Origin of the sequence: Faecalibacterium butyricigenerans (genome assembly GCF_020687345.1) — a bacterium.
GTDB lineage: Bacteria > Bacillota > Clostridia > Oscillospirales > Ruminococcaceae > Faecalibacterium > Faecalibacterium butyricigenerans.
In genome coordinates this window covers 35,743-46,930 of sequence record NZ_JAJEQL010000017.1, presented here as the reverse complement: position 1 = coordinate 46,930, position 11,188 = coordinate 35,743, and the positions used below count along the sequence as shown (strand labels likewise).

Genomic DNA, 11,188 nt, shown 5'->3' with positions numbered 1-11,188 from the left:
TATAAACATCGCACCCTGCGTTCAGAAACTTCTGCGGGATGTCCGTCATGGGTTCACCGTCAAAATTCTGGTTCCATCTTTGCTGCATCGTCCACCTCACAGTTCTGGCGCAGAACGTGCAGACGATTTTGGCGCAGACGTATTGCTTGCCAGTTCTGCCAGCTTTTCCAGTGTGGAAGGGCGATGGTCTGTACTCAGTTCCTCGGCTTCCGCAACTTTGTCCATGACGGCATCGTAGTCCTGCAACAGCCGCCGCCCCTTTTCCATGTGGTGCGCTTCCAGAATCTGCTCACGGGCTTCCTGAATGGTCAGTTCCGGGGCATTCAGCTGCCCGCCGTCCATCACAGAATAATCGCTGTGGTAAATGGTGTAGTCCCATCCATCCTCACAGGACTGGATGGAAAGGTAGCCTTTGCCGCCCAGTTCCCATGCAGCCTGCTCGTCCTGTGTCTGAATCTCCGGGTAGAAGTCTGCATGGTTTCGTTCCATGGGGTCTCCGGCACTGACCATCATGCCATTGCCCAGATAAATCCCGGTATGGCTCATGCCGGGGGTGTCGTAGGTTCCTTTGAAAAAGACCAGATCTCCGGGCTTTGCTTCGGCTTCGCTGATGTGCTGGCTCTTGTTCCACAGACCGTTGGCGGTCGTTCTGCCCACGTTATATCCGTTCTGGTTATACACCCAGCAGACATAGCCGGAGCAGTCAAAGCCGGTTTCCGGGGTGGAGCCGCCCCACACATAGGGTGTGCCCACATACTTTTGGGCTTCCTTGTAGATGGCGGCAAACTCGCTGTCAGTCAGGGCTTCTGCCGGAACCTGATAGTCGATGCCCGGTGTGCCGGAGCCATCGGAACCACCGGGCGGCAGACCGCCGTTAAATAGATAAGGCCGACCACCCAGTGTGTCCTGAAAGATCTCGTACCGTTTCCATTGGTCGGCATTCAATTCTTCCCGGATAACGACTTCCAGTCCTTTGTTCACCAATTTGGTGTGGAAGATTTTGTACTCGTAGGGCACCTGCGTGGGAACCGGGATTCCTGCCGGGCTGATGACCCAGACGGTCTTATACCGTATCTGCACCTCTACCCATGTGGTCAGCTTGTACTGTTTTTTGAAGGTTTCCTTCAGCTTGCCCTGCACCTCCGACCGGGTGTAATCGTCATACAAGGTGGTCAGGAACGAGGTCAGCTGCCACGGGTCATGCTCGATGGAATCAAGGTGATACTGGTACTCATTGTAGCCGGGGTGGTTGGTAGGGGTGCGTTTGATTTTTTTATCCAGTTCCTTTTCCAGCTTCTTGTAGTCCTGTTCTGCGCCCCGGATGTCCCTGTCCTCGGCAGAGTACATGGTCTGCCCGGACACCTGTGTGCCGCTACCAAATAAGATGCCACAGGAGGAAAAGCCAGACATGGCTTCTAAAAAATCCCGCTGTTGGCTTTCGTCCAGATAGGACAGTTCCACAGCGGGATTAAAGGAGATCTTTTTTTCGTCTACCATGTCCAGCAGTTCGGGGATAAGGTTGGTCAGACGGATGAAGCGGCGAATAGTATCTTTACTTACCCCAGCATCATCGCCAACTTTTTCGACGGACAACTTCTGCGCAACTTGCGTAGAAGTTAAATCTGACCTAGCACCTTGATTTTTTATTGCGTCCAGCTTCATTTTGTAGGCAAAAGCCCGTTCACTGGGCAGGATGTGCTCACGCTGCAAATTGGAATCCACCATCAATATCACAGCGGCATCGTCCGACATCTGCCGCACAATGACCGGCAGGGTGTCCAGCCCGGCAAGTTTAGCCGCATACTGACGGCGGTGCCCGGAGATGATCTCGTAGCCGTCACCGTCCGGGCGAGGGCGGGCAATCAGCGGAGCCAGCACACCGTACTGTGCAATGCTCTCCACCGTCCGGGTCATGGCTTCATCGTCCAACACCTTGAAGGGGTGGTTGGTGAAGGGGTGCAGCGCATCAATAGGAATCTGCTGCACCTGTTCCCGCTGTTCATCCTGTCGGTTTTCCTCGGTAGAAAACAGGTCATCTAGCCCTTTCAGAGCTAAGTTTCCGCTGTCGATCGGCATCCGCCAACACCTCCTTTGCAAGAGATTGGTAGGCTTCTGCCGCCTTGCCTTTGGGGTCGTGCTTGAAAATGCTTTTGCCTGCCGCACTGGTTTCAGCCGCACGGACTGACCGTGGGATAGTCGGCTCAAACACCTTCAAGTGCTTTCCGTATGCCTGACGAATCAGATTGCTGATCTGCTTTCCGTAATTGGTGCGGCTGTCGGTCATGGTCAGCAGAATGCCCTCGATTTTCAATTTCGGGTTGATCTGCCGCCGGACCTTCTGCACGGTCTGCAAAAGTTGCTCCAAGCCTTTTGCAGACAGGTACTGTGCCTGCACAGGAATCAGAGCAGCGTCTGCCGCCGCCAGTGCGTTAATCGTCAGCATCCCCAGCGAGGGCATACAATCCAGCAGAATAAAATCGTACTCCCGTTTGGCACCATCCAGCACCTGTTTCAGCATCTTTTCCCGGTTCATGCTGTTTACGAGGGCAACCTCCAGCCCTGCCAGTTCGATGTTGGCAGGGATCAGGTCAACGCCCTCTGCGTGGTTCAGAATGCCCTCGCCGGGCTGGATGGGCTGGTCGTTCATGGCTTTCTGCATCAGGGTAGAGAGGGTGGTGGGCAGTTCATCGGGCTGCTGCCAGCCCATACTGATGGCAATGTCCGCATGGCGGGCAAATATAAATCTGCACGCAGTGCACACGACTAGCCATAGGAGTGAAGCGACTATGGTCAAGCTGCCCTGCGGGTCAGCGTCCACCAGTAGGACCTTCTTGCCCTCCATCGCCAGCCCGATGCCCAGATTTTCACAGGTGGTGCTTTTCCCTACACCGCCTTTTTGATTGGTGACTGCGATAATCGTAGCTTTCTGTGCGATAACATCACCCCGCCTTCGGTGAACCACGCGCAAAGTCGTGGTTCGTCTTGTTCTGATAGTAGAGGTTCATGGTGGTGGGCGCATTGTAGAGCATCGCCAGCAGATACTGCTTCATGTTCCGCACCGGTGCAGTGTTTTCTGCAAGAGAATCCAGCACAAAACGGATGTGGTCGGCATTCAGCTTTTTCAGCCGACTGCGTACCACCTCGGTGGGCTTGTCATCTCCGGCAATCCGCAACATCTTGCGTTTGGTGGAACAGGTATCCACAAGCAAGTCTACGATCTGATAGATGGTGTCCTCATCGTCCGGGCAGAGCCGGAGCAGGAGGTCAACCTCTAACACCTGATAAAAATAATCCTCAAGCTGCTCCCGGATGCCCCCGGAATAGATAGGGTCAGGATCGTTCCGCTCTGTCTTATTCTTATCAGTCTTATTTGCTTGCGGTTTTGGCTGCACCAGAATTGCGCTTTCGGCAGCACAAGAATTGCTGTTTGGGCAATTCTGTACTTGCGCTTTTGGCAAGCCAGAGGAAAAGTCCTTGACGTAGATCAGGCTGGGTCTGCCCAGACCACGGCGCTTGCGCTCGATGAGGTCCATGTCCTCCAATTCCCGGAACAGCTTGACCGCCTTGTGTTCGGCGCAGCAGAGGGATTCCTGCACCTCCCGGACAGTGTAGATGATATACACCCGACCTTGCTCGTCCAGCCAGCCGTTCTTTACAGACAGGCTCATGCGGTCCAGCAGGATGCCGTACAGTGTCCGGGCATCTGTGGAGAGCTGCCGGAAACGGCAGTCTTGGAACAGTGCCTTGGGGATGCGGAAATAGGAGAACAATTCGCCCGACTGACCATAGAAGTAGTCCAGCATCATTTGGTGTGTCCTCGGATTTTCAACTGTAGGGGTGTATTCATGTGGAAAACTATCCCTCCGAAATGAATGAAAAACAGGTTGACATTCACCAGAAAAAACGCTTACAATGATGATAATAAAAGTGTCAACCGATGTAACAGGAGAAGATGCTTATATGCTTAATGTTTTTTACGGTGATATGCCGAACGTGATCTACAACACCGCTGTTTATTTTAAGAACACTTATGCAGAGGAGTGGATCACGGCTCCGCTTACTCGTGAGATGATACAAGACGTAGACCATTCCACTGTACTGGACAGCGGTGTGATTGATAGTCCGGTGCTGGGGAAGATTCCCCCGGTGCAGTTGTCGGGCGGAGTAAAGACCCTGATTTTGATAGCCAACGAGCCGGAAAAGGTGTTCAACGCTTCGACCTGTGGAGATAACTGTGCCAAATGGCTGTTAAAAATCGCTGAAAATCGGGATGTTACCATCAACCTTCGGCATCTCATGGATTTTGGAAATGGAACATTTACTATCCGCATCCTGAACACCAATCAGATCGTTCACTCCATGCGGGAACTTGTCCCCGTTGCAGGACTTTATGTGTGAGGATTTTTTATGACAGGAGCATATCGGGTCGTTGTACAAAACCGAAAAATCAAGTTCGATTTTGAAATACGCCGGAACATCACGATCTTGCGTGGAGATAGTGCCACAGGAAAAACAACGCTCGTGGAGATGATTCGGGAATACGAGGAACTAGGCCCGGACAGTGGAATAGAACTGCAATGCGAGAAGGATTGCGTTGTTCTTTCCGGGCGGCAGTGGGAAAAACAGCTTTCCGACCTTTCGCAGAGTATCGTTTTTATTGATGAAGGGAATGCTTTTACTGCTTCAAAGGAATTTGCCGCAGCGATTCAGAAAACAGACAACTACTATGTGCTCGTCACGCGGGAAGGACTTGAAACATTACCGTATAGCGTAACGGAAATTTACGGCATCCGGGCATCCAAACACTTCGGAGACTTGAAACAGACCTACAATGAGTTTTTCCGAATTTACGGAAAGCCGATGGGGTTGGAGAAACTAAAACCAGTGGCAATCATTACAGAGGATTCCAATTCGGGGTTCCAGTTTTTTCAGGCTGTTTGCGCCGAAAACGGAATTTTCTGCGAATCTGCTGGTGGAAAGTCCAACATTTTCAAAATGCTGTCCGACCGTGCAGGGGAGAATATTCTGGTGGTTGCAGACGGTGCGGCATTTGGTTCGCAGATGGAGCGCATTATGCAACTGCTTGCCCTCCAGCCGGATTCTCATATTTACCTGCCAGAATCGTTTGAATGGTTGATTCTTCGCTCTGGATTGCTCGAAGACACAGAGGTCGATGAAATTCTGAAATCGCCGGAAAATCATGTGGAAAGCCAGCAGTATTTCAGTTGGGAGCGATATTTTACGGCTGTGCTGATGCAAAAGACCGCTGACAGCTATCTGAAATATACGAAGTCAAAACTGAATCCTGTGTATTTACAGGAGCATGAAAAGAAAGCGATTCTTTCGGAGATGTCCCACATCCAGCTCGACAAGAAAGACATATAAATCCCTACTAAGCAAACAGGACTGCTTCACACACATTGTACTGTGGAGCAGTCCTGTTCGTTTAATATGTAATTGTCATTGCACCTTCATGGCAGTCCTGTGCATAGGTGCGGAGCAAATCGAGGTGCTTTGAGGATTTTCGGACGATAGCCGTTGCACGGTCGCCGGACATAAACTCAACGACCGCAAGGCGCGGAATCGTCAATGTGCCACGAATTTTGAAGCCCACAAGGATCTTCTGATTGCACCATCGCTGGATGCTTTGTGCAGAGTAGCCCGTCAGCTCCGAAACTACCGGGGTGGTCAGCAGATCATCATATCCAACCGTGAGATTTTCCCATAGGGTATACAGCCCTGTTTTTTCTGGCTCTGTAAAATCGAAGCGGATGATCTCTGTGACAGGCTTGTCCGGGTGCCGCTTGGGGCAGCCATTCTTTCCGATATAAAAGCCCGTTGGCACTTTATACTTTTCGGGGTTATCTTCGCGGTCACACAGGTAGGTGATCACGTCGTGGGTCGCAATATGGTATTTGCGTGTTTTCTTTCCTGTATTGGTACACGGAACGAGACCGGAATCCAGAAGATACTTTGCGTGTTGCTTGTTGATGCGGGCAACACGGTAGAACTGGTCTTTCGTCATTCCGTTGGGATATTCTTCGAGTATTTTATAGCACTCTAACAGAGTCCTCATATTCATCCATCCTTTGCTGCTTTGATTTTGTCAGCGTCAGAAGCAACATACTGTATGGATGGATCATGGCTCCCGGAATCTCTCTCGCCCGTTCTCTCCAACGGGCGTAAAATCTCTCCCGATTCTCTCCAAAAGGCAGATTTTTCTGCGTTTTGGAAAGTGGGTTCAAATCCGCATGGAGCCTAGTGATTTTGGATTTTGATGAAATTTTAAGCGTAAATTCGATGGTTCGTATCTTCTGGAAAAGTCGGCTAATTACCTCTGTCTTCCACCAAGTACCGTGAAGCAGGAAAAACTCGAAATCGTTTTGTCCTTAATCGGGCACGTGGGTTCGAATCCCACCATCTCCGCCAGAAGTCGCAGATTCAAACGAATCTGCGACTTTTTCTTTTGCATCAAGCAGAGAAAGACCGCTTTTGCCTCATCACAGTATGCTTTATGCATGAACGATAAATCCATAATTATTTGGGGAGTTTGAATTCTCCCAAAAGGTTCGCAATGACCCCAGCAGACCCCTGTTTGCTTTTGTAATCGAGGTGTGCGTAGATGTCAGCGGTGGTAGAAAAGGTACTGTGCCCCAGCCATTCCTGAACCTGCTTCATAGATACGCCGTTCATCACCATCAGGCTGGCGCAGCTGTGGCGCAGATCGTGGAAACGGATGTGCTTCAGCCCGTACTTGGTCAGCAACCAGTCGAAGTGCTCCGTCACGAAGTTCGGGCGGATCAGCTTGCCTTCCTGATCGGTGCAGACGAAATCCAGATACTCAGTGCTGTAGCTCTTCTTGAACAGCTTGCGGTAAAGCTGCTGCTTTTCCTTCTGCTTCAGAAGTTCTTCTTCCACAGCCGGGATCAGCGGCAGGGTGCGGCAGCTGGTCTTGTTCTTCATCACATCGCTGACCACAGGAACGTACTTGCCGTTCACCAACTGTTCCGTCACCTTGTGATTGATGGTGATGGACTTGCGCTCAAAGTCGATAGACGACCACTTCAACCCCAGCACCTCGCTGCGGCGCAGACCGTAGTAGGCCGTGATGAGGATGCACAGATGCAGGGGGTCATCCTGCGATACTTCAAGCAGCTGCTGGACTTCATCCTTGGAGTAGAAGTTGGGACGGAAGCTGTTCTTCTTCGGGCGGTCAACTTTCAGCATCGGGTTGGTTTCCAGATAATCCTTGCGGACGGCATCCTTGAACGCTTTGCCGAAGATGGCGTGGTAGTGAATGACCGTGTTGGTGGTGTAGCCCTCCAGCAAGATCTTCTCCTGAAACTCATCCAGCACCTGCGGTGTGACCTCGCACAGCTTCAAGCCCAGCGGTTCAAAATACTGCGTGATACGCCCGGTGATCATCCGATTGTAGCTGATAAAGGTTGCAGGCTGAATGGATGCCTTATGGACTTGCACCCACTCGTTGAGATAGTCCAGAAACAGCATCTCCGACTTGTTGACGGGTTGGAGGGGCAGCGGCAGGGGCTTGGCGGTTTTAGCATCTACTTTTTCGTAGGCTCCGCCCCGCCCTGTGGGCAGCTCCCCAGTCTCATCATAGTGGAGCAATACTTCCCGGAGCATGGATTCCGCCTTGCGCTTGTTGCCCCGGACGGTCAGACCTGTGGAGATCCACTTGATCTTCCGCTTACCGTTGGCATCATAAAGATTGACCACGAAATAGAAACGTCCATTTTTCTCTTGGACAGACCCTGTAGTTTTCATCATAAACCTCCTTTGGGTTAACAGGCGTGCTGTCCGTTGCTGCACCCACAGCATACCACATCCAGCGGCGGATTTCCAGCCGGGAAGGTGCTCTGTCCGGTGAGCAGGAACTCAATCACGCTCAGCTTCGGGATACGGTAGGTGCGGCCGATTTTAAGCGCAAACAGGCGGCGGGAACGGATCAGTTCCCCGACCGTGTGGCGGTTCAGACCAAGCATCTCCGCAGCCTGCTGAAGGCTGACGGCATCGGGGTAGCCGGGAAACATCTGGGAATAGGCATCGTTAAACTTCATAGACCCTCCTTGGATATGGCAGATGATCATGCCGTGAAAACTGATAATTTGAAAAAGCTTAGATAAAGCTTGAGGATAAAAGCGATATGTAAGAGAAGCCGGCTAACATGCTGACTTCCCGAAAAATATGTTAAGGTCTCCCATATTCGCCCTCGGCACCCTAGGAGTGGGGAATCGTCCAGCAGCGGGCTTGCACCGCACCATTGGCATTTCAGCCACCCCGTCTTCGTTATGACCGGGCTGCGAGTTACAGAAGTACCTTTTGTGAAGTACCGGACGATTGAACTATTCTGTTTTCAAAGAACAGAGTTTTATAGAAAATCTTCGAAATTTAAGGCTTCCGAAAAATTGTCCCTCTAATTGGTAGGCATCGAGAAAGGCCAAAAAGTAACCCGAAAAAGAAATTTGTTAAAAAGTTCTTGGAAAATATAGCCGAAGTAGCTTCTTGGTTAAAATAACGTCGGTCCATGGGGTAACCGATGGAGGGCGAAACTTTGCAACAATGGCGGTGCCTGAAGTTGAAAGTGGTCTTGAAAAAAGATGCCCTCAATAGGTAGCCGACGAAAAAGGCCAAAACGTAGCAATGCTTTTGAAAATTAACAAAAAAGTCACAATTTGCATTTGCAAATCGTGCGTCTGCTATTAAACGGAATTGTCATAATAATCATACGAGTACAAGCAAACCTTCGTGAAAGAAGATACTCCGAAGAAATACCCCTCTATATACGAGCCCACGAAAAGGGCTATTCTGCACCCACCACTTACAATCTGTAACCAAGATGTAATCGTTCAAATTGATACTAGCCAGAAGAATCCTTCATAGCGTCAAAAAGTGTGTCACCTGCGGATAGGTGGCAATGTAAAGAGAGCTGACAGTAGTTTCAACTCTCGCGTCGCAGATAGGCTTACAGTCCATCTGCGTCAATATGATATAGGTCTCCCATATTCGCCCTCGGCACCCTAGGGGTGGGGAATCGTCCAGCAGCGGGCTTGCACCGCTTCATTGGCATTTCAGCAACCCCGTCTTCGTTATGACCGGGCTGCGAGTTACAGAAGTACCTTTTGTGAAGTACCGGACGATTGAACTGTTCTGTTTTCATGGAGCCGCTTTTTATAGAAAATCTTCGGAATTTAGGGCTTTTGAAAAATCATCCCCCTAATTGGTAGCCGACGAAAAAGGCCATTCTGCACCCACAATTTATAACTTGTAACCAAGATGTAATCTCTCGAATCGATATTCGCCAAAAAAAGAAGCCTTCATATACGAACCCAGTTGAAAGGCCAAAATACAACCACATCTTTGAAAGTTAACAAAAAAGTCACAATTGGCACTTGTGAAAAAAGAAGACTGGATTTCTCCAGCCTTCCAAAAGTATGTATCAATGGTTGCAGTTCAAGATCTTCTCAAGCGTGTCCGCAAACCTGACATCCTGCTCCTTCGTCCGCTTTGGGCTCCCCTTGGGGTGCTTTCCGGCACGGAGGAGCTTTTTGTTTTCATACCGCCGCAGCATGAGAGCGTCTATGTTGTCGGCGGTGTATTCCAGACCATTCTGGTTCAGCACCCGGGCGCACTTGGCAAGGCACATACTCGCCAGCCCGTAGTCCTGTGTTACGACCACATCCCCCGGTTTGACCCGGTTGACCAGCGCAAAGTCTACGCTGTCGATACCCTTGTCGAATACCATCGTCTGTGCACCCTCACGTTCGATCTGGTGCGAGGTGTCGCACAGGATGATGACAGGAACGCCGAACTGCTTTGCAATCTGCAATGTCAAATCGACAACCGGACAGCCATCTGCATCGATCAAAATGGTCATGCGTGTTCCTCCATCACCCACCGAAAGGCTTTCGCAGTGCGCAGGTCAGCGTCTTTGAAATGCCCGCCGCTGTTCCATTCAAGGGTGCAGTCTGCGCCACGCTCTGCAAGCCGACTGTGCAGGGTGCGGATATTATCCCCCACCGCAGCCATGACAGCGTTTTTCGTGCGCTCTTCCTTGTCGCCAAGGCTCAGATAAATGTGCTGTGCCTGTATCAAATGCTGCTGTTCAAACTCCATCCAGCCCGGAAACCAAACAGAGGGGGATGCGGCGGCGACACCATAGAACAGATCAGTCTGGGTGGATGCCCACAACGCAAACAGCCCGGCCAGTGAATAGCCGCCCAGAATGATTTTGACGTTTTCCGGGAGATGAAACTGCCGCTTCAGCGTGGGGATGACCTGTTCTATCAGAAAGCGCAGGGTGTCCATAGCATTGCCGCCAAACCCTTGCGTTCCCCACACAGCAGGGGCTTCCCACGGAGAAAGTGCATCGTTCCAGCTTTCCACTGGAATAGCCGCAAACAGAAAGTGGTGCGCACTCTGTGCAATAGCGGCAACCTCGCTGTCCATGCTTTGCAGCTCGTGTTCGCCGGTCATTTGGAGCAGTAGGTATTCTGCATGGGCTTCGCCGTAAATGCGGCAAGGTCTGCTCCTGATTTGCATTGTCTGTGCGGTCACTGCGACGTCCTCCCGAAAAAACTTTGATAAGCCCAGTATAGCAACTGAAAAATCATTTTGCAATTCAAAAGGCGTTCATAGCCGTAGCAAACCTGCTAACGAGTGTCAATAGCCTGAACAAAAAATCATCAAAAATTTATTGCCGGGTGCAGTTAAGCATCCGGCAACTTTAATAAGCCGACAGCACAAGCTTGTCAGCTGAAAATCATCGTAAGTTGATATCAATTTGTATCAGATGTTTTTTGATTCTCATTCATGATCCTTCTGGCTCGTCCACGTGTGGTGTCCTCAAAGGTTTCCTCTTCGCTGAATCGCAGCCAATAGGGATCTTCCATCAGACAAGCGTTGGTGCGCTTGACGATCTCCCAAGCGTTGTAGTCGGGCAGTCCCATCAATTTCAAAATCTCTTTGCAGTCCATCCGATTTTTCGGGAAGATACGCTTCTTTGCCCAAACAACCACATCGACTAATGGGACTTTGCGTTTGTCACCAATGAAAAGGTTCAGTGGAAGGCTATCCTGCGGCACGCCCTCATTTGCGCAAAGAGACTGCCCATCTTCACTTAGGTGGGCGATTTCTTTTTCATCCATCATCAATTTAAGATAGGCCATTT

At 50.6% G+C, this 11,188-nt stretch carries 11 protein-coding genes; 2 read left to right on the top strand and 9 right to left on the bottom strand.

Annotated features, from left to right (window positions below; all coding sequences use genetic code 11):
• Positions 1-96 precede the first annotated feature (96 nt).
• From LKD23_RS12990 to LKD23_RS08060, 3 genes are read right to left on the bottom strand one after another with little or no spacing between them, the layout of a single operon-like run.
• On the bottom strand, positions 97-2,076 hold the full coding sequence (locus LKD23_RS12990; protein ID WP_349138474.1) for a CD1108 family mobile element protein: 1,980 nt from the start codon (positions 2,074-2,076) through the stop codon (positions 97-99).
• Complete coding sequence (locus LKD23_RS08065) at positions 2,033-2,935, bottom strand: ParA family protein (protein WP_097791851.1); 903 nt, start codon at positions 2,933-2,935, stop codon at positions 2,033-2,035. Before LKD23_RS08065 ends, LKD23_RS12990 begins: the two co-directional genes overlap by 44 nt.
• A 4-nt stretch (positions 2,936-2,939) precedes the next feature.
• Positions 2,940-3,806, bottom strand: a complete 867-nt coding sequence (locus LKD23_RS08060; protein ID WP_097791726.1) for a DUF6017 domain-containing protein — start codon at positions 3,804-3,806, stop codon at positions 2,940-2,942.
• Positions 3,807-3,960: 154 nt separating this feature from the next.
• Between LKD23_RS08060 and LKD23_RS08055 the strand changes: the two genes are divergently transcribed.
• Both LKD23_RS08055 and LKD23_RS08050 read left to right on the top strand, forming a co-directional pair.
• Positions 3,961-4,398, top strand: coding sequence for a DUF4869 domain-containing protein (locus LKD23_RS08055; protein ID WP_015565721.1), 438 nt, complete (start codon positions 3,961-3,963; stop codon positions 4,396-4,398).
• Between the two features lie 9 nt (positions 4,399-4,407).
• Positions 4,408-5,385, top strand: coding sequence for a hypothetical protein (locus LKD23_RS08050; RefSeq protein ID WP_015565720.1), 978 nt, complete (start codon positions 4,408-4,410; stop codon positions 5,383-5,385).
• 61 nt (positions 5,386-5,446) lie between these two features.
• Here the strand turns inward: LKD23_RS08050 and LKD23_RS08045 are convergent, their stop codons facing one another.
• From LKD23_RS08045 to LKD23_RS08020, 6 genes are all read right to left on the bottom strand, one after another.
• Complete coding sequence (locus LKD23_RS08045; protein ID WP_227621195.1) at positions 5,447-6,025, bottom strand: helix-turn-helix domain-containing protein; 579 nt, start codon at positions 6,023-6,025, stop codon at positions 5,447-5,449.
• 512 nt (positions 6,026-6,537) lie between these two features.
• Positions 6,538-7,737 (bottom strand): tyrosine-type recombinase/integrase, encoded by a 1,200-nt coding sequence (locus LKD23_RS08040; RefSeq protein ID WP_227621194.1) that lies wholly within the window; start codon positions 7,735-7,737, stop codon positions 6,538-6,540.
• Between the two features lie 65 nt (positions 7,738-7,802).
• Positions 7,803-8,078 carry a helix-turn-helix domain-containing protein gene (locus tag LKD23_RS08035; RefSeq protein WP_117530179.1) on the bottom strand — a complete coding sequence of 92 codons (276 nt, stop codon included), beginning with the start codon at positions 8,076-8,078 and terminating at the stop codon, positions 7,803-7,805.
• Positions 8,079-9,457: 1,379 nt separating this feature from the next.
• Entirely contained in the window at positions 9,458-9,895 is a 438-nt protein-coding gene (locus tag LKD23_RS08030; protein ID WP_055188917.1) for a YaiI/YqxD family protein, read from the bottom strand.
• On the bottom strand, positions 9,892-10,560 hold the full coding sequence (locus LKD23_RS08025; RefSeq protein ID WP_227621196.1) for an alpha/beta hydrolase: 669 nt from the start codon (positions 10,558-10,560) through the stop codon (positions 9,892-9,894). The genes LKD23_RS08030 and LKD23_RS08025 overlap by 4 nt, the downstream gene beginning before the upstream one ends.
• 236 nt (positions 10,561-10,796) lie before the next feature.
• Positions 10,797-11,186 carry a hypothetical protein gene (locus tag LKD23_RS08020; RefSeq protein WP_227621193.1) on the bottom strand — a complete coding sequence of 130 codons (390 nt, stop codon included), beginning with the start codon at positions 11,184-11,186 and terminating at the stop codon, positions 10,797-10,799.
• Positions 11,187-11,188 lie beyond the last annotated feature (2 nt).

Excerpts from the sequence above, each read along its gene's own strand:
- LKD23_RS12990 (WP_349138474.1), bottom strand. The coding sequence starts at position 2,076 with ATGCCGATCGACAGCGGAAACTTAGCTCTGAAAGGGCTAGATGACCTG.
- LKD23_RS08060 (WP_097791726.1), bottom strand. The coding sequence starts at position 3,806 with ATGATGCTGGACTACTTCTATGGTCAGTCGGGCGAATTGTTCTCCTAT.
- LKD23_RS08055 (WP_015565721.1), top strand. The coding sequence starts at position 3,961 with ATGCTTAATGTTTTTTACGGTGATATGCCGAACGTGATCTACAACACC.
- LKD23_RS08050 (WP_015565720.1), top strand. The coding sequence starts at position 4,408 with ATGACAGGAGCATATCGGGTCGTTGTACAAAACCGAAAAATCAAGTTC.
- LKD23_RS08045 (WP_227621195.1), bottom strand. The coding sequence starts at position 6,025 with ATGACGAAAGACCAGTTCTACCGTGTTGCCCGCATCAACAAGCAACAC.
- LKD23_RS08035 (WP_117530179.1), bottom strand. The coding sequence starts at position 8,078 with ATGAAGTTTAACGATGCCTATTCCCAGATGTTTCCCGGCTACCCCGAT.
- LKD23_RS08030 (WP_055188917.1), bottom strand. The coding sequence starts at position 9,895 with ATGACCATTTTGATCGATGCAGATGGCTGTCCGGTTGTCGATTTGACA.
- LKD23_RS08025 (WP_227621196.1), bottom strand. The coding sequence starts at position 10,560 with ATGCAAATCAGGAGCAGACCTTGCCGCATTTACGGCGAAGCCCATGCA.
- LKD23_RS08020 (WP_227621193.1), bottom strand. The coding sequence starts at position 11,186 with ATGGCCTATCTTAAATTGATGATGGATGAAAAAGAAATCGCCCACCTA.